The sequence below is a fragment of the Streptomyces sp. WAC07094 genome (assembly GCF_036320405.1).
Taxonomy (GTDB): domain Bacteria; phylum Actinomycetota; class Actinomycetes; order Streptomycetales; family Streptomycetaceae; genus Streptomyces; species Streptomyces lannensis.
The window spans coordinates 2,954,038-2,973,766 of sequence record NZ_JAVMJZ010000001.1; the positions used below are offsets into that span (position 1 = coordinate 2,954,038).

At 71.5% G+C, this 19,729-nt stretch carries 19 protein-coding genes; 10 read left to right on the forward strand and 9 right to left on the reverse strand.

The window, feature by feature from the left end; translation table 11 throughout:
• Window positions 1-258 precede the first annotated feature (258 nt).
• Genes RCR19_RS12885 through RCR19_RS12895 form a run of 3 tightly spaced genes read left to right on the forward strand, consistent with a single transcriptional unit; the run spans window position 259 to window position 2,977 of the window.
• A complete protein-coding gene (locus tag RCR19_RS12885) occupies window positions 259-1,221 on the forward strand; it encodes an ABC transporter substrate-binding protein (protein WP_331265277.1) in 963 nt (320 codons plus the stop codon).
• A gap of 29 nt (window positions 1,222-1,250) precedes the next feature.
• Window positions 1,251-2,180: an amino acid ABC transporter permease gene (locus RCR19_RS12890; protein WP_331265278.1), complete on the forward strand. Its 930-nt coding sequence runs from the start codon at window positions 1,251-1,253 to the stop codon at window positions 2,178-2,180.
• Window positions 2,177-2,977, forward strand: a complete 801-nt coding sequence (locus RCR19_RS12895) for an amino acid ABC transporter ATP-binding protein (protein WP_331265279.1) — start codon at window positions 2,177-2,179, stop codon at window positions 2,975-2,977. The genes RCR19_RS12890 and RCR19_RS12895 overlap by 4 nt, the downstream gene beginning before the upstream one ends.
• Before the next feature lie 159 nt (window positions 2,978-3,136).
• Here the strand turns inward: RCR19_RS12895 and RCR19_RS12900 are convergent, their stop codons facing one another.
• Window positions 3,137-3,901 carry a methyltransferase domain-containing protein gene (locus RCR19_RS12900; RefSeq protein WP_331265280.1) on the reverse strand — a complete coding sequence of 255 codons (765 nt, stop codon included), beginning with the start codon at window positions 3,899-3,901 and terminating at the stop codon, window positions 3,137-3,139.
• A 99-nt stretch (window positions 3,902-4,000) separates the two neighbouring features.
• Here RCR19_RS12900 and RCR19_RS12905 point away from each other — a divergent pair, with 99 nt between their 5' ends.
• A complete protein-coding gene (locus RCR19_RS12905; RefSeq protein WP_331265281.1) occupies window positions 4,001-4,630 on the forward strand; it encodes a CGNR zinc finger domain-containing protein in 630 nt (209 codons plus the stop codon).
• Here the strand turns inward: RCR19_RS12905 and sodX are convergent.
• Window positions 4,534-4,968 (reverse strand): nickel-type superoxide dismutase maturation protease, encoded by a 435-nt coding sequence (gene sodX, locus RCR19_RS12910; RefSeq protein WP_079050453.1) that lies wholly within the window; start codon window positions 4,966-4,968, stop codon window positions 4,534-4,536. The two genes, RCR19_RS12905 and sodX, sit on opposite strands and share 97 nt — an antisense overlap.
• A gap of 145 nt (window positions 4,969-5,113) precedes the next feature.
• On the opposite strand from sodX, the gene sodN reads away from it, so the two are divergent.
• Complete coding sequence (gene sodN / locus RCR19_RS12915; protein WP_059128837.1) at window positions 5,114-5,509, forward strand: superoxide dismutase, Ni; 396 nt, start codon at window positions 5,114-5,116, stop codon at window positions 5,507-5,509.
• Between the two features lie 116 nt (window positions 5,510-5,625).
• On the opposite strand, the gene RCR19_RS12920 is transcribed toward sodN, so the two are convergent.
• Window positions 5,626-6,375, reverse strand: coding sequence for a nucleotidyltransferase domain-containing protein (locus tag RCR19_RS12920; protein WP_331265282.1), 750 nt, complete (start codon window positions 6,373-6,375; stop codon window positions 5,626-5,628).
• Window positions 6,376-6,496: 121 nt separating this feature from the next.
• Here RCR19_RS12920 and RCR19_RS12925 point away from each other — a divergent pair, with 121 nt between their 5' ends.
• Both RCR19_RS12925 and RCR19_RS12930 read left to right on the forward strand, forming a co-directional pair.
• Window positions 6,497-7,474 carry an ATP-binding cassette domain-containing protein gene (locus RCR19_RS12925; RefSeq protein ID WP_331265283.1) on the forward strand — a complete coding sequence of 326 codons (978 nt, stop codon included), beginning with the start codon at window positions 6,497-6,499 and terminating at the stop codon, window positions 7,472-7,474.
• Complete coding sequence (locus RCR19_RS12930) at window positions 7,471-8,247, forward strand: ABC transporter permease (protein ID WP_331265284.1); 777 nt, start codon at window positions 7,471-7,473, stop codon at window positions 8,245-8,247. Before RCR19_RS12925 ends, RCR19_RS12930 begins: the two co-directional genes overlap by 4 nt.
• An 18-nt stretch (window positions 8,248-8,265) precedes the next feature.
• Here the strand turns inward: RCR19_RS12930 and RCR19_RS12935 are convergent, their stop codons facing one another.
• A complete protein-coding gene (locus tag RCR19_RS12935) occupies window positions 8,266-11,388 on the reverse strand; it encodes a BTAD domain-containing putative transcriptional regulator (RefSeq protein WP_331265285.1) in 3,123 nt (1,040 codons plus the stop codon).
• A gap of 159 nt (window positions 11,389-11,547) precedes the next feature.
• Between RCR19_RS12935 and RCR19_RS12940 the strand changes: the two genes are divergently transcribed.
• On the forward strand, window positions 11,548-11,985 hold the full coding sequence (locus tag RCR19_RS12940) for a helix-turn-helix transcriptional regulator (RefSeq protein ID WP_331265286.1): 438 nt from the start codon (window positions 11,548-11,550) through the stop codon (window positions 11,983-11,985).
• Between the two features lie 62 nt (window positions 11,986-12,047).
• Here the strand turns inward: RCR19_RS12940 and RCR19_RS12945 are convergent, their stop codons facing one another.
• The 4 genes from RCR19_RS12945 to RCR19_RS12960 form a co-directional block, all read right to left on the reverse strand.
• The gene (locus RCR19_RS12945; protein WP_331269420.1) at window positions 12,048-12,395 is read right to left on the reverse strand and encodes a DUF952 domain-containing protein; all 348 of its coding nucleotides are present in this window, start codon (window positions 12,393-12,395) and stop codon (window positions 12,048-12,050) included.
• 234 nt (window positions 12,396-12,629) lie between these two features.
• Window positions 12,630-13,226, reverse strand: a complete 597-nt coding sequence (locus RCR19_RS12950; protein ID WP_331265287.1) for a GNAT family N-acetyltransferase — start codon at window positions 13,224-13,226, stop codon at window positions 12,630-12,632.
• 231 nt (window positions 13,227-13,457) lie between these two features.
• Window positions 13,458-14,582 carry a family 2 encapsulin nanocompartment cargo protein polyprenyl transferase gene (locus RCR19_RS12955; RefSeq protein WP_331265288.1) on the reverse strand — a complete coding sequence of 375 codons (1,125 nt, stop codon included), beginning with the start codon at window positions 14,580-14,582 and terminating at the stop codon, window positions 13,458-13,460.
• A 144-nt stretch (window positions 14,583-14,726) separates the two neighbouring features.
• Complete coding sequence (locus RCR19_RS12960; RefSeq protein ID WP_331265289.1) at window positions 14,727-16,133, reverse strand: family 2B encapsulin nanocompartment shell protein; 1,407 nt, start codon at window positions 16,131-16,133, stop codon at window positions 14,727-14,729.
• 322 nt (window positions 16,134-16,455) lie between these two features.
• Between RCR19_RS12960 and RCR19_RS12965 the strand changes: the two genes are divergently transcribed.
• Complete coding sequence (locus RCR19_RS12965) at window positions 16,456-17,046, forward strand: peptidoglycan recognition family protein (RefSeq protein WP_331265290.1); 591 nt, start codon at window positions 16,456-16,458, stop codon at window positions 17,044-17,046.
• Between the two features lie 57 nt (window positions 17,047-17,103).
• Window positions 17,104-18,027, forward strand: coding sequence for a pyridoxal-phosphate dependent enzyme (locus RCR19_RS12970; protein ID WP_331265291.1), 924 nt, complete (start codon window positions 17,104-17,106; stop codon window positions 18,025-18,027).
• 98 nt (window positions 18,028-18,125) lie between these two features.
• On the opposite strand, the gene RCR19_RS12975 is transcribed toward RCR19_RS12970, so the two are convergent.
• Window positions 18,126-19,721 carry a Na+/H+ antiporter gene (locus tag RCR19_RS12975; protein ID WP_331265292.1) on the reverse strand — a complete coding sequence of 532 codons (1,596 nt, stop codon included), beginning with the start codon at window positions 19,719-19,721 and terminating at the stop codon, window positions 18,126-18,128.
• Between the last annotated feature and the right edge of the window lie 8 nt (window positions 19,722-19,729).

The window sequence follows — 19,729 nt, forward strand, 5'->3', positions numbered from 1 at the left end:
ACAGAGGTGCGATCAACCTCAACCCGGGTCGCGCCGAAGATCTTCCGGCCGGAAGGAGGGATTCCCGGACGAGGTCCGGCCGTGATGGGCCGTTCGCGACGGTCGGGGGTTCACCCGTTATCCGATTTTGACATGGCGAGTCCCCTGAATACGCGAGACCGAATGGCAAGATGCCTCAATCACGCGAGGTCGCGACACCCAAAGGTGTGTGTTCTCGTCGACCCATCGGCACAACCCATCTCGCCGGAGGAAGCCACCATGACCGCAAGCTCGACCCGTCGTACGACCGCCACGCGCTCGCGGATAGCCGCGGTCGGCGCCCTCGCGGTCGCGGGCACCCTGCTGGTCGCCGGCTGCGGTGACCAGACGGACAAGAAGAGCGAAAGCAGCTCCAGCGCGGGCACGTCCTCGGCGCCGCTCGCCGCCAAGCTCCCGAAGGACATCAAGGACGCGGGCGTCATCAAGGTGGGCTCCGACATCGCGTATCCGCCGGTCGAGTACATGGAGGGCGGCAAGGCCGTCGGTATCGACCCCGACATCGCGGACGCGCTCGGCAAGCAGCTGGGTGTGAAGTTCGAGTTCCAGAACGGCAAGTTCGCCCAGCTCATCGTTGGCCTGCAGGCCAAGCGGTTCAACGTGGTGATGTCCGCGATGAACGACACCAAGGACCGCCAGAACGGAATCGACTCGGACACCGGCAAGAAGGTCGGCAACGGCATCGACTTCGTCGACTACTTCACCGCGGGCACCTCGATCCTGGTCCAGAAGGGCAACCCGAAGGGCATCAAGTCCCTGGACGACCTCTGCGGCAAGGTCGTGGCCCTCCAGCAGGGCACCACCTCGGAGGGCATCGCCAAGGCGCAGAGCACGAAGTGTACGAAGGACGGCAAGCCGGCCATCAAGCTGCAGACCTTCGACACCGACCCCGAGGCGCTGCTCCGTCTCAAGCAGGGTGCGTCCGTCGCCGACCTGAACGACTTCCCCGTCGCGGCGTACAACGCGAAGACCTCCGGCGGCGGCAACGACTTCGAGGTCGTCGGTGAGCAGATCGAGGCCGGCCCCTACGGCATCGGCGTCAGCAAGGAGAGCACCCAGCTGCGCGACGCGCTCCAGGCGGCCATGGCCGCGATCATCAAGGACGGCGAGTACCAGAAGATCCTCGAGAAGTGGAACGTCACGGACGGTGCGGTGACCGAGGCAAAGATCAACGGCGGCTCCTGAGCGTCACGCAACACTGAAGGGCAGTCACCGTGACTGACACTGTCGACAAGACTCCGGCGCCGACGGTGCCGCCGGAGCAGATCAAGGCCATCCCGGTGCGCCACTACGGGCGCTGGGTGGCGGGTGCGGCGGTCATCGCCATCCTGGTGCTGATCGGGATCGCCTTCTCCAACGCCAAGATCAACTATGGCGTGATCCCGGACTACCTCACCGACGGGACGATCCTGTCCGGCGTGTGGCACACGCTGTACATCTCCGTGCTCGCCATGGTGCTGGGTCTCGTCCTGGGCGTGATCCTCGCAGTGATGCGGATGTCGTCGAACCCGGTCACCAGCACCGTGGCCTGGTTCTACGTGTGGTTCTTCCGCGGCACTCCGGTCCTGGTCCAGCTGCTGCTCTGGTACAACATCTCGCTCGTGTTCCCCATCCTCAACCTGGGGTTCTACAAGGACGAGATGAACCAGGTGATGACCCCGTTCCTGGCGGCCCTGCTGGGCCTCGGCCTGAACGAGGCCGCCTACATGTCCGAGATCGTGCGGGCCGGCATCCAGTCGGTCGACGAGGGGCAGACGGAGGCGTCGCACGCTCTGGGCATGACCCAGGGCAAGACGCTGCGGCGTGTGGTCCTCCCGCAGGCCATGCGGGTGATCGTGCCTCCGACGGGCAACGAGTTCATCAACATGCTGAAGACCTCGTCGCTCGCCTACGCGGTCCAGTTCAACGAGCTCATCAAGCGGGCCACGGACATCTCCAGTACCTCGCTCGCCGTCGTGGAGATGTTCTTCGTGGCCTCGATCTGGTACCTGATCCTCACCACGGTCTTCAGCATCGCCCAGTACTACATCGAACGCCGCTACGCCCGCGGTTCGTCGCGCAACCTGCCGCCGACCCCGCTCCAGCGTCTGAGGAAGAACCTGCGCCTGTTCGGTTCGTTCCGCCGCCCGGAGGTGGCCCGATGAGCAGTCTCGGCAAGGGCATCGCCCCGAGCACGACCGGCCACCCGATGGTCAAGGCCGAGGGGGTGCACAAGTCCTTCGGTCTTGCGCACATCCTCAAGGGCATCGACCTGGAGGTGAATCCGCGTGAGGTGTTCTGCCTGATCGGCCCGTCCGGCTCCGGCAAGTCCACTTTCCTGCGGTGCATCAACCACCTGGAGAAGATCAGCGCGGGCCGGCTCCACGTCGACGGTGAACTGGTCGGCTACCGGCAGAAGGGCGACAAGCTCTACGAGCTCAAGGAGAGCGAGGTCGCGGCCCAGCGGCGGAACATCGGCATGGTGTTCCAGCGCTTCAACCTGTTCCCGCACATGACGGCGCTGGAGAACGTCATGGAAGCGCCGGTCCAGGTCAGGCGCGAGTCCAAGGCCGTGGCGCGGGAGCGCGCGGAGCGGCTGCTGGACCGGGTGGGCCTCGGGGACCGCAAGGGGCACTACCCCGCCCAGCTCTCCGGCGGCCAGCAGCAGCGCGTCGCCATCGCCCGCGCGCTGGCGATGGAGCCGAAGCTGATGCTCTTCGACGAGCCGACCTCGGCCCTCGACCCGGAGCTCGTCGGCGAGGTGCTCGACGTGATGCGGGACCTCGCCGAGGACGGCATGACGATGATCGTCGTCACGCACGAGATGGGCTTCGCCCGCGAGGTGGGCGACTCGCTGGTCTTCATGGACGACGGTGTGGTGGTCGAGGCGGGCCATCCCCGCGATGTGCTGACGAACCCGCAGCACGACCGGACCAAGTCCTTCCTGTCGAAGGTCCTGTAGAGCAACGGGAGTGGGCCCCCACGTCCTTGATGGACGTGGGGGCCCACTTCCGTTGCGCGGCGGTGACCGACGGGATCGGGCCCGCCGGCGGTCGGGGAACTGCCCGACCTCGCCGCCCGGTTGCGCGCTCGGCCCACCTCGGCGCGAGTCACGCCGGACCTACTTCAGCGCGAGCAACAGGGTGTCCGACGGCGACCGCCACACCGGGCGCGCCTCGGCGAAGCCCTTCTCCCGCAGCACGCGCGCGTGCCAGGCGGCGGAGGGCATCTCTCCGTCGGCGTGGGCGCCGTAGATCTCGAATCGGCGCGCGGTCGGCGCGGCCAGGGCGGGGTCCTTCGCGGCCAGTTGCCACCACTCAGCCCAGTCGAGGGCTCCCTCCCGCATGGTCCGGTCCATGCGGGCGTGCCGCTGGGTCCGCTCGGCCGCGTTGATACGGGGGGTGGTGTCGTCGATCATGTGGTCGGCGTTCATGAAGACGCCGCCGTAGCGGACGAGTTCCGCCACCTGACCGTAGAGGGCCTCGAGGGGGCCGGTGCGCAGCCAGTGGAGGGCCGTGGCGGTGAGGACCGCGTCGTACGCGCCGTGCGGCAGCAGCGTGGGCCAGTCGCGGTCCTTGAGGTCGGCCTCGACGAAGGTGACGCGGTCGTCCCCCTCGAAGGTGCCGCGGGCGATGGCGAGCAGCGCGGGGTCGAGGTCCACTCCGGTGCTGGTGGCCCCGGGGAACCGGGCGAGCAGCCGGGCGGTGATGGTGCCCGTGCCGCACGCGAGGTCGAGCACACGGGGCTCGGTTCCGACGAACGCCTCCACCATGTCGAGCATGATCCGGAAGCGTTCCTCACGGTCGGGCATGTACCACTCCTGCTGGCGGTCCCAGCTCTGCTGCCAGGCCCGCCAGTCGGTCGCCGTCGTCCCCGTGTCCGCCATCGTCGCCCTCCACCACGTCCGCCACGTAATACCCTGGAAGCACGATCATCTGTTACCCGACCGCCCCACGACCATAGAGCGCCTCCGTAAGGACTACAAGTGGAACTGGCCTATTACTCGGACTACGCCGTACGTCTCGTGAACAGCGAGGAGCCGGCCCGGGGCAAGGACTCGCTCACCTCGGTGGATGCCGTTCGCGACCTCTTCGGGGTCAACCAGTCGGCGGCTCGCCGCGCCACCGACGCGGACGTGACCCGGTTCCGCTCGGTCAGGGCCCGGCTCCGCGCGGTCTTCGAGGCGGCGGACTCCGGCGACGAGACACTCGCCGTGGACCTGCTGAACTCGCTGCTCCTGGAGTTCCCGGTGAGCCCGCAGATCTCCGGACACGACTACCGGGACGACGACGGCCGCCGGCTGTGGCACATGCACCTCGCGGACCACCCGTCCAACGCCACCGCGGGCTATGCGGCGATCGCCGCGATGGGGCTCGCCTTCCACCTCACCGCGTACGGCGTGGACCGCCTCGGCCTGTGCGAGGCGGTCCCCTGCCGCAACGCGTACCTCGACACCTCGACGAACCGCTCCCGGCGGTACTGCTCGGACCGCTGTGCCACGCGCGCGAACGTGGCCGCCTACCGCGCCCGAAAGCGCCTGGAGGCCGACCGGTCCGAGAGCACCGGGCGGGCCGCGGAGAGCGCCCAGCGCGCCAGCGCGAAGAGCGAGCGCTGACCCGCCTTGAGCGGCCGGTACCGCAGCCGCACCTTCCCGAGGACGAGCTCCTCGGGAACGGCGCCGTAGTCGGTGCTGTCCCCGCCCGCGTACGGATTGTCCCCGAGCACCCACCAGCCGCCCTCGCGAAGCTGTGCCGCGCGCTTGACGACCAGCAGGTCCTGCTGGAAGGGATGCCGCAGGACGATCACGTCACCCGGCCGGACGCGTGCTCCGTACTGGACGAGGAGCCGGTCCCCGTGATGCAGCGTGGGCACCATGGACGGTCCCGTCACCTCGGCCACCCCGAACGGCAGCAAGGTCCTCGTGCGCTCGATCTCCTGCGACAGCTCCGGCATCACCGGCACCTCCCCGGTCCGATCCTCCACCAGTCCCAGTCTGACCCCGGACTTTTGACGTAAGCCCACGGGGGCACTCGCGAAAAGCCGTCCCCTACGGAGTAATGTCCCACCTGAGAAGACGATCACGAGGAAGGACAGCTTCATGCTCTCCCGCCTGTTTGCCCCCACGGTCAAGGTCAGCGCCCACTGCGACCTGCCCTGTGGCGTCTACGACCCGGCCCAGGCTCGCATCGAGGCGGAGTCGGTGAAGGCCGTACAGGAGAAGATGGCCGCCAACGACGACCCGCACTTCCAGGCTCGCGCCACCGTCATCAAGGAGCAGCGCGCCGAGCTCGCCAAGCACCATGTCTCGGTGCTGTGGAGCGACTACTTCAAGGCCCCGCACTTCGAGAAGTACCCGGAGCTGCACCAGCTGGTCAACGACACCCTGAAGGCCCTCTCGGCCGCCAAGGCGTCGAAGGACCCGGCGACCGGCCAGAAGGCGCTGGACTACATCGCCCAGATCGACAAGATCTTCTGGGAGACCAAGAAGGCCTGATCACCGGTCCTTCTGACCGAAGACCGGCGGGCGGTGCACCCTCGCAGGTCCGCGGTGCGTTCGAGGGGCCCGGCCGATTCGTCGGCCGGGCCTTTCGCGTTCCCGCCGGGCCCGCCTCAACCCCGCTTCTCCCCGCCGTGCCACGTCCGGTGGTACCCCTCCCGCAAGGGCCCGCCCACCAGGGCGAGAACCTCGTACGCCGCCGCCCTCAGGGGGGCCGGATCCGCGTGTTCGGCGACGGTGAGCCGGGCCTCGAGCAGGGTACGGCCCAGCACGGGATCGGCGGCCGTCAGACGGCGCGGGAGCCACTTCCCGCCACCTCTCCATGCACGGCGATGGCCCGCAAGCAGTCCGGCCGCAGTGCTCAGCACCTGCTCGGCGACGGCCAGTTGCTCATGACGGTCGTCGAGATCGGCCAGATCGTCCAGCAGATCGGTGAGCCGGTAGCGCGCGTCGTCGCGTTCCTCTGCGGTCAGCGGTTCGGGACCCTCCGCCAGCTGGGCGCACGCCTCGGCCCGCAGTGCGGCGGCGTGCCCGTGCGGATCGTGCAGCAGGACCGACTCCGCGTAGACGAACTGCATCGTCCCCCGACGGCTCGCCCGGTCCGCCGCGAAGATCTCCGCGAGGCCCGCGCGGGTGTGGGCGAACACCTCCGCGAGACGTCCCTCGCGGCGGAGCGTCTCGCGGTGTGAGACATCTCCGTCCGCCAGCAGCACGGCGATGTCGAGGTCGCTCGTGGCGGTCGCCCGGCCGCCGGCCGTCGAGCCACCGAGCACGGCGGCGACGGCCTGCGGCCGGCGCTCCAGGACCAGGCGGCGCGCCCCGTCGACGGCCGCCGTGAGCATGTGCGCAGGGTCGGAATCCATGGCCGCATCGTCCCAGGGCCCGGATCCCGTGGGCCCCCGGTTTCGTCACGGAACGGCCGTTCCCGGCCGGTGAAACCGCCGTGAAACCGCGCCGAAGGCGGCCGCCCGCACGCTCTGCTCCATGACCACGACATCACACGCGATCACCGCGACCGGACTGCGGAAGGCCTACGGCGACCACGTCGTCCTCGACGGCCTCGATCTGGCCGTCGCCGAGGGCACCGTCTACGCGCTGCTCGGCCCCAACGGCGCCGGCAAGACCACCACCGTGCAGATCCTGTCGACGCTCGTCGCCGCCGACGGCGGGCACATCACGGTCGGCGGCCACGACCCCGCCCGTGACCCCCGCGCGGTCCGGGCGCGGATCGGGGTCACGGGGCAGTTCGCGGCCGTCGACGCGAAGCTCACCGGCGAGGAGAACCTGATCCTCATGGCCGACCTGCACCACCTCGGCAGGCAGGAGGGGCGTCGCCGCACCGCCGGACTCCTCGAACGGTTCGGACTGACCGACGCGGCGCAGAAGCTGCCCGAGGCCTACTCCGGCGGAATGCGACGGCGGCTCGATCTCGCCATGACCTTGGTCGGCGATCCCCGCATCATCTTTCTGGACGAGCCGACCACCGGCCTCGACCCGCGCAGCCGTCACGCCATGTGGCAGATCGTGCGGGAGTTGGTCGCCGACGGGGTCACCGTCCTCCTGACCACCCAGTACCTGGAGGAGGCCGACCAGCTCGCCGACCGCATCGGCGTCCTGGACGGCGGCCGGCTCGTCGCCGAGGGCACCGCCGAGGAGCTCAAACGGCTCGTACCCGGCGGTCATGTGCGTCTGCGCTTCGCGGACCCGGCCGAGTACGAACGTGCCGCCCGCGCCCTGCATGGCACGGCCCTCGACGACGAGGCGCTCACCCTCCAGATCCCCGGCGACGGCAGCGCCCGGGAGCTCAAGTCCCTGCTCGACCGGCTCGAGGCCGAGGCGATCGAGGCGGAGAGCCTGAGCGTGCACACCCCCGACCTCGACGACGTCTTCTTCACCCTCACGACCGAACACTCCCACCAACCCGCGGCCGACGCCGACGTCCGCAAGGAGGCCCTCCGGTGAGCACCCTCTCCTACGCCGTCGCCGACTCGGCGACCATGCTGCGCCGCAACCTCAGGCACGCCCTGCGCTACCCGTCCATGACGATCCCGGTCGTCGCGATCCCCGTCGTCATGCTGCTGCTGTTCGTCTACGTCTTCGGCAACGCGCTCGGCTCCGGCGTCGGCCCCGGTACCGAGGGCCACTACGTCGACTACGTGGCGCCCGGCATCATCCTCATGGCCACCACCTACGGCTCGGTCTCGGTCGCGGTGTCCGTCTGCTCGGACATGACCGAGGGCATCGTCAACCGGTTCCGCACCCTGTCGATCTCCCGCGCGGCCGTACTGAACGGCCATGTCCTCGGAGGTGCGGTCCAGACCCTGTTCAGCGTCGTCCTGGTCGTCGGCGCCGCCCTGCTCACCGGGTTCCGGCCGAACGCCACGCCCCTGGAGTGGCTGGCCACCGCCGGTCTGCTGACCCTGGTCGTCCTGGCCCTGACCTGGCTGGCGGCCGACATGGGGCTGCGGGCCAGGACCGTGGAGGCGGCGAGCAACGCACCCACACCGCTCACCTTCCTGCCCTTCCTCGGCAGCGCGATCGTCCCGACGGACTCGATGCCGACGGCGGTGCGCTGGTTCGCCGAGTACCAGCCGTTCACCCCGGTCACCGAGACTCTGCGCGGCCTGCTGATGGGCACGGAGATCGGCAACAGCGCGCCGATCGCGGTCGCGTGGTGCCTCGGGCTCACTGTCCTCGGCTACTTCCGGGCCCGGTCGGCCTACGACAAGGGGTGAGCAGGCACGGCGGCACGGTCACCCGGCGGTCTCGACGGCGTCGAGCAGTATCAGCGCCTCGGCCCTCAACTCCTCGCGCCCCAGGGCGGCATACGCGGACACGGCGTCCTCGTAGGCTGCCCCGTCGGCGTGTGCCAGGGCCTGCTTCACCCGCGCCGAGGACATCGTCGGCTGGAAGGTGCGCAGCAGCCGGCAGCGTTCGGCGAGAGCGATCGACCGGGCGGCCTGCGCCGGGGCTCCGCGGTCGAGCTGCACATGGGCGAACGCGAGGAGCAGCACCCCGCAGACGGCGAGATGGGCGGCGTACGCGGGCCGGTCGACGGCCGGACCGGACAGCAGTGTGCGCAGTTTGGGCCGCAGTTCGCCGACGAGATCGGCCACGCGGTCGAGACGGCCGTGCTGGGCGTGGGCGACGACCGCGACGCCCAGGGCTTCCAGGGTCCATGCCTCGAGACCCGGCGGCTCGGTGTCCGGGAACGGCCGCTCGGCCACCGGGGACGGTTCGGCCGCCCGGCGCCACATGCGCAGCCCCGCCTCGGTCTCGCCGCGGGCGAGCAGGATCTCGGCCCGCAAACCGCTCTGGAAGGTGGCCAGGCCGTAGGTGTCGTCGGTGTCCGGGGACATCGCCGACTGCAGCCAGTACTGGGCCTCGTCGACCTCGCCGAGCAGCAGCGACGCCATGACGAGCCCCCAGCGGATCCCGATCTCCTCGGGTCCGGGGCCGAGCAGCCGCTCCTGGAGGTGGAGCGCGACCCGCAGATGGTGCCGTGCCCGCTCCCCCTGCTCCAGCTTCAGACTGAGCTCGCTGACCCGGGAGTGGGCGAGAAGCCGGACGACGAGCCGGCTCCCGTCCCCGACGGCTTCGAGCATCCGGTCGGCGGCGGCGAGAGCACCCTCGATGTCGCCCCGCGCCTCGAGTACGTAGCCGGTGACGGTCTCGGCGACCGCGGCCGCCTGCGGCGCGGTGTGCGAGGTCGTACCGCGGCCCGGCACGAGCACGGCGGGCACGTCGGCGAGGACGGCGGCCACGGCGCGGGGGACGGTGTCGGGCGGAGCGGGCGGCAGACGGCGCAGTACGGTCACGAAGCGCAGCGCGGGGGTGCTCTCGCCCTGGAGCAGGAACAGGTCGGCGGCGAACAGCGCGGCGGCGGTCCGGGTGGCCTCCACGAGCGCGGGCCCGGGCCGGAAGTGGCTCAGCAGATGGCCGGTCTCCTGGATGAGCGCGGCCACGCGGGTGTAGCGGGGCTCTATGTTCCACAGTCCGCCGAGCACCGCGGCGCACGCCACCACCGTGGGCGCGTCGTCCCGGGCGAGGGCCAGGCGCAGCGCGTGCAGCAGGTTGTCCTGTTCGGCGCGGACCGGATCGAGGTCGAGGAAGGAGTCCGCATCGGACACGGACGTGTGCCGGGCGAGGCCGAACTCCCTTGCCCAGGAGAGGAACTGCCCGGTCACCTGCTCCGCCTCGCCGGCCTCGGCGCGGCGGTCGGTGCTGAACTGCCGCACGGTCTCCAGCATGCGGAACCGAGCGCCGATCGGCGTGTCCACGACCTTGAGCAGCGACTGGTCGACGAGGTCCTCGAGCACCTCGGCACCGCCCACGAGATGCTCCGCCGTCTCCGCCGTGAATCCGTCGGGGAAGACGGACAGGGCGCGCAGGGCCCGCTGCCCGGTCCCGTCGAGGAGGTGCCAGCTCCAGTCGACGACGGCGAGCAGCGTGCGGTGCCGTTCGGGCGCGTCCCGGGCACCGCCGCGCAACAGGGCGAACCGGTCGTCGAGGCGGCGGACGATCTCGGGTACGGACAGGACTCGGACGCGGGCCGCGGCCAGTTCCGCGGCGAGGGGCAGCCCGTCGAGGCGGCGGCACAGCTCCTCGACGGTGCCGGACGGGAGCTCGACGCCCGGCCGGGCCGCCCGCGCCCGCTGCCCGAACAGCTCGACCGTGGTCGCGAGGCTCAACTCGGGGAGCAGGTGGACCGCTTCGGAACTCAGGCCGAGCGGGGCGCGGCTGGTGGTGAGCACGCGAAGGTCACGGGTGAGGGCGACGAGGCCGCGAACGAGTTCGGCGACGCCGCGCACCACCTGTTCGCAGTTGTCGAGCACGAGCAGCGCGGGGCCGGCGCCGAGGGCGCCGGCGATGCCGCCGAGCAGGTCCGGATGCAGGACCTCCCCGACGCCCAGGGCCGCGGCGACCTCGGCGAGCACGTCCTCGTCCCGTGTGACGCCCGCGAGGGGCACGAAGTGCACCGCCTTCTGCTCGGCCTCACGCCCGACCACCTGCGCGAGGCGGGTCTTGCCCAGACCGCCCGCACCGACGATCGAGACGACCCGCGAGGTACGCAGCAGCCCGGACACGGCGGCGATGTCGTCGGCGCGGCCGAGCAACGGGTTCGGCTCGTGCGGGATGCCGCGGCGCACGCTCGGCGCCTCGTCGCGCAGCAACTCCTGGTGGACCGAGCGCAGGGCGGGGCCGGGATCGGTGCCGAGGTCGTCCCGCAGGGCCCGGCGGTAGCTGTCGTAGCGGGTCAGCGCGGCGGCCGGTCCTGCGCCGGCCGCCTCGCTGCGCAGCAGTTCGGCGAGAATCTCCTCGTCTCGCGGATGAGCGGATGCGAGCGTGGTGAGAGGTTGGACCGCGTCGGCGTGCCGGCCGAGGCGGGCAAGGGCGAGAGCCCGCGCGCGGACCAGGGCGGTGTACGTCGTCGCACGCGCCGCCCGCAGAGCCGAGACCGGGTCGTCCGGGCCGTCGTCGCCGGGCGGGCCGTCCCAGTGGAGGAGCCCCGCCTCGGCGTGCGCGAGGGCGGCGCCGTGGTCGCCGTCGCGGGCGGCGCGGGCCGCCCGGGTGGCGGCGAGCAGCACGGCGGAGGTGTCGACGGCCTCGGCGTCCAGGGTGAGCCGGTAGCCCGTGGCGGTGGCGGCGATGACGTCGGCGCCGAGCTGGGAACGGGCCCGGGAGACGAGCACCTGCAGGGCCTTGGTCGGGTTCGCCGGCTGCTCGTCCGGCCACAGCCCGTCGACCAGCCGGGCCGAGCTGCATCCGGCGCGCGGCTCTTCGGCGAGCAGGGCGAGCAGCCCGCGCAACCGGGGCCCGCTGATCTCCCGGCCACGATGGGACATCCGCGCGAGGAAGGTCAGCTCGGTGGTCACCCGAGTAGGTTAGAACGTGCCCGGTGGATCTTGCCGCGCTTGACGCCGCCGGGTGCCGACGGGCGCGGAGCCCAGCAGGGCGTCGGTCGGTGCCCGAGCCACGGCCACCGGAACCGGAGTATCAGCATCGATGTCAGTGCCGCGTGCCATGCTGAGGCCGTGGACATCGACGACCTGGTCCGGCTGCGACGGGCGCGCGACCGGATGGACCGTGAGTACGCGCAACCGCTGGACGTGGCCGCGCTCGCCCGCACCGCGCTGATGTCACCGGGGCACTTCCAGCGCAGCTTCCGCGCGGCCTACGGGGAGACCCCGTACGGCTACCTCATGACCCGGCGCATCGAGCGCGCCAAAGCGTTGCTGCGGCGCGGCGATCTGACCGTCACGGAGGTCTGTCTCGCCGTGGGATGCACCTCGCTGGGATCGTTCAGCACGCGGTTCACGGAGCTGGTGGGCGAGTCTCCGAGCGCGTACCGTTCGCGGTCGCACGAGCAGCTCGCGGCGATACCGCCCTGTGTGGCCAAGGGACTGACGCGTCCCCGCCGTAGCCGCCCGAGTGCGGCGCGGGCCGTCGCCGCGGGCGCCGCTTGGGCATGACGTCCCGGGCCTCTGCGCGCCCCGATCGCCCGACGGCCGCACCGCGCCGTCCACCGCCGCGCTCAGGCCTGCGTCGACTCCCCGTTGCCCCAGCCCTCCACGTCCACCACGGCGGACACCGGAATCGGCCCGTACACGTGCGGGAACTCCTCACCTCCGGGTCGCATCGACTCGTAGCGCACGGGGGCGGTCAGACGCTGCGGATCGATGACGAGAAGGACCAGTTCGCCGGACGCGGCGTGCTCCCCGTAGAGCCGGTGCGCCACCTGCGGGACCTGGTGGCGCAGTGAGCAGTGGATGAAGCCCTCCTCCTGGAGGGTGCGGCCGCGGGTCGACATCTCGTAGCTGCCGCTCGCGCGGGCGGCCTCCCACAAGGAGCGCTCGGTGAGGTGCAGAAGTGGTTCGTGCATGGCGCCGACCCTAGGCGACGCACGGTACGACGCGTCGGCCGTCGACGCCACGTACGCCGCGCACTGCGGGTTCCGGCAGGGGCCGGGGCGCCATACGGGCACAAACGCGCCGAGCGTCTTGTGCCGCCGTACCACCGTGGCGACGTGCTGCCCGCACGCGGGGCAGACCCTGTCCTCGCTGCCCATGTCCTCAGGGTAGGGCGGGCACCGCACATGCGCCCCCCACGCTCCGGATCAGCGCGGATCGCGCCACATCGGCCACATCCGCAGGCCGTCCGGAAGGTCCAGGGCGGGCCCCTCGAAGGCGAACCCGAGCCGTTCGTACAGCCTGGTGCTGCGAACGCTGCTCGCCTCCAGATACGCCGGCAGCCCGTCGCGGTCGCAGCGGTCGAGGACGTGCTGGATGAGCGCGGTGCCCAGGCCCTCGCCCTGGCTCCCCGGTGCCACGCCGATCATCCACAGGTACTCGTGGCCACGGTCCGCGGGATGCGACTCGGCCATGAGCCGCGCTATGAGTTCGACCCGCTCGTTCTCCGGGTCGACCTCCTCACGCAAGCGCGCGGCGCCGTCCGCGTCCTCCTCACCGGAGTGGTCGCCGGCCGGGACGGACAGCCACAGCGCGCACGCCGTGCCGTCCTCGGTCACGTCGATGTGCCCCTCGGCGAGCACGATGTCGGTGAACGCGGCCATCAGCCTGTGGTGCGTCGTACGCCGGTGCTCCTCGTCCGGAAAGACCCAGCTGCTGACCGGATCGTCCCGGAACGCCTCGTCCAGCAGCCGGACGACCAGTTCCCTGTCGTCCTGGCCCGCCGCCCGGATCGCCACACCCATCTATCTGCTCCTCGTGTCAAGCGACGCTGAACTTACGGGAGTTGAGAATATCGAGCGTCGTGGGGGCAGTGCCGCCGAGGGCACGCCGGCGGCGGGGAAGGGCTCCGGGAAAGGGGATCGGGCCCCGCACAACACGGGGATGTGCGGGGCCCGCCCCGTCCGGAGCCATGGATGCCGCGCGGGGTCAGGAGCCGCGCGGCACCAGGGCTCCGGGGTCCTGCGGCCCGGCGGTCAGGTGCTGCGCCGGGTCACGAACTCGGCCAGCGCCAGCAGACCGCCCGCAGCCTCGGGATCGGGAATCGCCCGGGACAGCTCGTGCATCGCCCGGCCCATCCGGTCGGCCGCCTGCTGTTGCGCCCAGTCACGGCCGCCCGCCTGCTCGACGGCGAGGACCGTGCGCTCCAACTCCCCCTCCCGGTACGGCCCCCGGTACAGCTCGGCCAGGTCGGCCGCCGCCGGGGTGCCGGAGGCGAGCGCGGCGACCACGGGCAGCGACTTCTTGCGGGCCATGAGGTCCGCCCCGGCCGGCTTGCCCGTGCTGCCGGGGTCGCCCCAGATCCCGATCACGTCGTCGATGAGCTGGAAGGCGAGCCCCGCCTCCCGGCCGAAGGCGTCCAGCGCCTCGACGTCCTCGTCGTCCGCCCCGGCGTACAGCGCACCGACCGCGCAGGCGCAGCCGAGCAGGGCGCCCGTCTTCGCCTCGGCCATGTCGAGCACATCGTCGAGGGTGACCTCGTCGGGGTCGCTGCGCTCCATGGCCGTGTCGGCGTGCTGACCGGCGCACAGCTCGACCACGCAGGCCGCGAGCCGGGCCGCCGCGGCCGCCGCCGCGGGATGCCGGTCCTCGGCCAGCATCCGCAGGGCCAGCGCCTGCAGTGCGTCCCCGGCGAGGATGGCGTCGGCGTCGCCGAACACCGTCCAGACGGTGGGGCGGTGTCTGCGGGTGGCGTCCCTGTCCATCACGTCGTCGTGCAGCAGCGTGAAGTTGTGGACGAGTTCGACGGCCGCGGCGGCCCCCACCGCCACGGCCTCGCGACCGCCGAGGGCGCGGACCGCGGTGAGCACGAGCGCGGGCCGTATCGCCTTGCCCGCATTGCCGTTGGCAGGTGTGCCGTCCGCGTGCTCCCAGCCGAAGTGGTAGCGCGCGATGCGGCGCATCGCACCGGGCAGCGAGTCGACGGCCCGGCGCAGCTCCGGGTCGACCACGTCGCGTGCGCGGTCCAGGATCGCCGTGGCCTCGTGCCCGTCGGACGGTGTCGCCCGGCGCGGCACCGGGCGGGACCGGCCCGGCGGTCCTGCCGGGCCGCGCCGTCCGAGCGTCGGGGTCTGCTTCGGCTCCGTCAGGAACTCACCCATGGAACCTCCCCGTGAGGACCTCAGCCATGGAACCGCCTCGTAGTGTCTGCGGACGTGACGCCTCGGCTGCCGCCCGGCCGGTGGTACCCCGAGGGTGTACCCGCCCCGACGGGCGGGGACACGGACTGCCGGGTGTGGGTGGCGTCACCTCCAACGGCCGATCTCGACGTTCTCCAGGACGCCCAGGGCGTCGGGCACGAGAACGGCGGCCGAGTAGTAGCCCGTCACCAGATAGCTGATGATCGCCTGCTCGTTGATGCCCATGAAACGCACCGACAGGCTCGGCTCGATCTCGTCGGGGATTCCCGACTGCCTGAGGCCGACCACACCCTGGTCCTCCTCACCGGTACGCATGGCGATGATCGAGGTCGTACGGGCGTCGCTCACCGGGATCTTGTTGCACGGGAAGATCGGCACCCCCCGCCAGGTGGGGATGCGGTTGCCCCCGAGGTCGACGGTCTCGGGCACGAGCCCGCGCTTGTTGAGCTCCCTGCCGAACGCGGAGATCGCGCGCGGGTGGGCGAGGAGCAGCTTGGTGCCGCGCCGCCTGCTGAGCAGCTCGTCCAGGTCGTCGGGGCCCGGCACGCCGTCGTGCGGCTGCAGCCGCTGGTCGTACTCGCAGTTGTGGAGCAGACCGAAGTCGCGGTTGTTGATCAGCTCGTGCTCCTGGCGCTCCTTGAGCGCCTCGACCGTGAGCCGCAACTGGTGCTCGGTCTGGTTCATGGGCTGGTTGTAGAGGTCGGCCACGCGGGTGTGGATGCGCAGGACGGTCTGGGCGATGCTCAGTTCGTACTCGCGGGGCGCGGCCTCGTAGTCGACGAAGGTGTGCGGGATGTCCGGTTCGCCGCTGTGGCCCGCGGCGAGGTCGATCTCCTTCTCGCCGTACTTGTTGGTGCGCTGCTCGGGGATCGAACGCTGCTCCCGGAGGTGTTCGCGCAGCGATCCGGTGCGCTCGGCGATCTGCTCGACGTCCCGGCGCGGCAGCGCGAGCACCGTGCAGGCGGTGACCGCTCGAGCCGTGTACTCCCAGATGGCGTCCGGGTCGAGCAGTGCCTGCTCGCCGAAGTACGCGCCGTCGGCGAGCACCCCGAGCACCGCGTCGTCCCCGTAGGGTCCCGTACCGAGTTTCTCGACCCTGCCGTGTGCGAGGAGGAACACCTCGTCCGCCTGGCTGCCGAACTCGGCCAGCACGTCGCCCGGCGCGAACCTCCGCTGCTGGCACCGCCGGGCGAGTTCGCCGAGCACCTCCAGGTCCTCGTACTCGCGCAGCGCGGGCAGTTCGCCCAGCTCGGCCGGGATGACCGTGACCTGGTCGCCGGTCTTCACGAACGTCACGCGGCCGTCGCCCACCGAGTAGGCCAGGCGGCGGTTCACACGGTACGCACCACCCTGGACGTCCACCCACGGCAGCATGCGCAGCAGCCACCGTGAGGTGATCTCCTGCATCTGTGGTGCGGACTTGGTGGTGGTGGCCAGGTTCCGCGCGGCCGTGGTGCCGAGACTCTGCTGCGGCTTGTCGCCCTCAGCGCGGACCTCTTCGCCTACCGACATAGAGAATGCCCCTCCCGATCATGCTGTGATCTGCGGGAACAAGCCTTCAGCACGGAGCGTGTCCGTGCCATTACCCAAAAGAGCGGGAATGGATCACCATCGGCCTGGGCACACTGGGGAGCCGCTGCCCGGCAGGGCCTCGCCGGTGCGGGACCGGGTGTGAACTCCCTGGTCGGGCGGCCCCGTCGCGTCGTTCCGGGCGCTGACCGGATCGGCTCGCACACCGTGCGAACGGCTGGCGCGAGCAGGGCCGCCGCCGGTACAAGCGGCTCCACGAGGCGGACGCGACCGGCGCCCGTCACGCAGCGCGAAGGAGGCGGCCGTGGCCCCACCCATGACCGCGGGCACGCTCCTCGACCGGCTCAGGGCGGCGGGCCTCACCGTCGTCGAGGTCGGCGACTGGGAGCACCACAACCGCAATCACCAAGGCCCTTGGGGCCCGGTCCACGGTGTCGTGATCCACCACACCGCGATCCCGGGCGCCGAACGGGCCGTGTCGGTCTGCCGCGACGGAAGGGCGGGGCTGCCGGGACCGCTGTGCCACGGCGTGATCACCAAGGACGGTGCGGTGCACCTGGTGGGCCACGGCCGCGCCAACCACGCCGGGCTCGGCGACGACGACGTGCTGCGCGCGGTCGTCGCCGAGAAGGCGCTGCCCCGGGCGAACGAGGCGAACACCGACGGCAACCGTCACTTCTACGGCTTCGAGTGCGAGAACCTCGGCGACGGCAAGGACCCCTGGCCCACGGCGCAGCTCGACGCGATCGAGAAGGCGGCCGCGGCGATCTGCCGCCACCACGGCTGGTCGGAGCGCTCGGTGATCGGCCATCTGGAGTGGCAGCCGGGCAAGGTCGATCCGAGGGGCTTTTCGATGACATGGCTCAGGGGCCGGATCCGCGACCGCCTGAAGTGACCCGGGCCGGCGCGCACCGGGCGGCGCCGCCTGCTTCCGGTGTCCGACAATGGCCGGGTGACCAGCCCCGATGTGCCGCATCCCGAAGCGCTCGAGGCGTCGGCGCTGCGCCCGTCGCTGCCGTCGCCCCTGCAGGAGGTCGCGGACGAGCGCTTCGCGCGGCACGGTGTCCGCCTGCTGCTCAAGCGGGACGACCTGATCCACCCGGACCTCGTGGGCAACAAGTGGCGCAAGCTCGCTCCGAACCTGGGGGCGGCGGCCGGCCGGGACCTGCTCACCTTCGGCGGCGCCTACTCCAACCATCTGCGGGCGACGGCCGCCGCGGGCCGCCTGCTGGCGACGGACACCATCGGGGTGGTCCGCGGCCAGGAGCTGGCCGACCGTCCGCTGAACCCCTCCCTCGCGCGGTGCGCCGCCGACGGCATGCGGCTGCACTTCGTCGACAGATCGACGTACCGGCGCAAGGAAGAGCCGGAGGTCCTGGCGCACATCCTGCGGGAGACGGATGCGCAGGACGCCTACGTGGTGCCGGAGGGCGGCAGCAATTCCCTCGCCGTCCGCGGCTGCGCGGCCCTCGGCGAGGAACTGCGCGGCCGGGCCGACGTGGTCGCGGTCGCCTGCGGTACCGGCGGCACACTGGCCGGTCTGGCCGCGGGTCTCGCCCCCGGCCAGCGGGCCCTGGGGATACCGGTGCTCAAGGGCGACTTCCTGGCCGCGGACGTGGAGGCTCTGCAGAGGAGCGCCTTCGGCGCCCGCCGCGGCACCTGGACCCTGGACACCCGCTTCCATTTCGGCGGCTACGCCCGCGTACCCGGTGAACTCGAGGCCTTCGCCGACGACTTCGGGGCCCGCCACGGCCTGCCGGTGGAACGTCTCTATGTCGCCAAGCTGCTGTACGGACTTGTCGCCCTGACCGAGCGGGGCGCGTTCACGCGCGGGACGACGCTGGCCGCCGTGATCACGGGCAGGCCCCTCCCGTAGGGCCTGCCGTTCGGATCACGGCGACCCGAGCGGCGCGGTCTCCCCCGGCCGGCCTGATCCGAACGACGGACCCGGGACGCGGTGGCCGGCGCACCGGCTCAAGCGGTCTCCCGGTAGGCCGCCGCCTCCTCCAGGTCGAGCCGTCGCAGCAGCGTGCGGAGCATCTCGTCGTCGATGTAGCGGTGGTTGCGGAGCCGCACGAAGACCTCCCGCTCCGCCCCGATCATCTGACGGGACAGCCGGCGATAGGTGTCGTCGTGTGTCTCGCCGGTGACCGGGTTCACCGAACCGAGCCGCTCCCAGACCGCGTTGCGCCGGCGTTCCAGGACCATGCGCAGCCGGTCCGCGAGCGGCGGCGGCAGGGCGTTGCGCTCGTCGTCGAGAAGCGCCTCGAGGTGGGTCTCCGCCGCCCGGGAAGCCTGCGCCTGGGCGTTGGCCTCCGCGAGGGTCTCCGCCTGCGCGTCACGCCCCGGCAGCCGCAGCAACCGGATCAGCGGGGGCAGGCTCAGCCCCTGCGCCACCAGCGTGCCGATCACCGTGGTGAAGGTCAGGAAGAGGATCAGATTGCGGAAGGGGAAGGCACTGCCGTCGTGCATCGTCCGGGGGATCGAGAAGGCGATGGCGAGCGAGACCACGCCCCGCATCCCGGCCCAGCCGATGACGAACGACCCCTTCCAGGTCTGGCCCTCCTCGCGCTCCCGGATGCGTCTGAACAGTGCGCGCGGCACATGGGTCACCGGGTACACCCACACGAACCGCGACAGGACGACCACCAGGAACACGGCCAACGCGTACCAGGCCGCGCGCAGGCCCTCGTACGCGCCGAGTCCTCTCAGGACGACCGGCAGTTGCAGTCCGATGAGCGCGAACACCGCCGACTCCAGGACGAACGCGACCATCTTCCACACCGCCTCCTCCTGGAGCCGGGTCGCGAAGTCGACCTGCCAGTTGTGGTAGCCGAGGTAGAGGGCGACGACGACCACGGCGAGCACCCCGGACGCATGGACCCACTCCGCGGCGCCGTAGGCGACGAACGGGATCAGCAGGGACAGGGTGTTCTGCAGCAGCGCCTCCTTCAGGTGGGTGCGCAGCCAGTGGATCGGCATCATCAGCAGCAGACCGACCGCCACACCGCCGAACGCCGCCACCAGGAACTCCCGCGTCCCGTCCGCCCAGGTCGCGCCCTCGCCGACCGCGGCGGCGAGGGCCACCTTGTACGCGGTGATCGCGGTGGCGTCGTTCACCAGCGACTCGCCCTGCAGGATCGTGGTGATCCGCGACGGCAGCCCCACCCGCCGCGCGACCGCCGTCGCCGCGACCGCGTCCGGCGGCGCGATCACGGCGCCCAGCACCAGTGCGGCGGTCAGCGGCATGCCCGGCACGATCAGGTACACCGCCCAGCCCACCGCGAGCGTCGCGAACAGCACGTAGCCGACGGACAGCAGCGCCACGGGCCGCATCTGCGCCCTCAGGTCCAGGTACGAGCTGTCGGTGGCCGCCGTGTACAGCAGCGGGGGAAGCACCAGAGGCAGCACGACCTCGGGGTCGAGGGTGTAACCGGGCACGCCCGGCAGGTACGAGACCGCGAGACCCGCCGCGACGAGCAACAGCGGCGCGGGCACCGGGGTGCGCCGCGCCAATCCGGCCACGGTGGCACTCCCCGCCACCAGCAACAGCAACGGCAACACGTTCATCGTCCTCG

Bases quoted from the DNA above. Each gene is read 5' to 3' on its own strand.
- sodX (WP_079050453.1), bottom strand. From the start codon at position 4,968: ATGCCGGAGCTGTCGCAGGAGATCGAGCGCACGAGGACCTTGCTGCCG.
- RCR19_RS12895 (WP_331265279.1), top strand. From the start codon at position 2,177: ATGAGCAGTCTCGGCAAGGGCATCGCCCCGAGCACGACCGGCCACCCG.
- RCR19_RS12960 (WP_331265289.1), bottom strand. From the start codon at position 16,133: ATGTCGGTAGGCGAAGAGGTCCGCGCTGAGGGCGACAAGCCGCAGCAG.
- RCR19_RS12925 (WP_331265283.1), top strand. From the start codon at position 6,497: ATGACCACGACATCACACGCGATCACCGCGACCGGACTGCGGAAGGCC.
- RCR19_RS12950 (WP_331265287.1), bottom strand. From the start codon at position 13,226: ATGGGTGTGGCGATCCGGGCGGCGGGCCAGGACGACAGGGAACTGGTC.
- RCR19_RS12955 (WP_331265288.1), bottom strand. From the start codon at position 14,582: ATGGGTGAGTTCCTGACGGAGCCGAAGCAGACCCCGACGCTCGGACGG.
- RCR19_RS12920 (WP_331265282.1), bottom strand. From the start codon at position 6,375: ATGGATTCCGACCCTGCGCACATGCTCACGGCGGCCGTCGACGGGGCG.
- RCR19_RS12885 (WP_331265277.1), top strand. From the start codon at position 259: ATGACCGCAAGCTCGACCCGTCGTACGACCGCCACGCGCTCGCGGATA.
- RCR19_RS12900 (WP_331265280.1), bottom strand. From the start codon at position 3,901: ATGGCGGACACGGGGACGACGGCGACCGACTGGCGGGCCTGGCAGCAG.
- RCR19_RS12945 (WP_331269420.1), bottom strand. From the start codon at position 12,395: ATGCACGAACCACTTCTGCACCTCACCGAGCGCTCCTTGTGGGAGGCC.
- sodN (WP_059128837.1), top strand. From the start codon at position 5,114: ATGCTCTCCCGCCTGTTTGCCCCCACGGTCAAGGTCAGCGCCCACTGC.
- RCR19_RS12975 (WP_331265292.1), bottom strand. From the start codon at position 19,721: ATGAACGTGTTGCCGTTGCTGTTGCTGGTGGCGGGGAGTGCCACCGTG.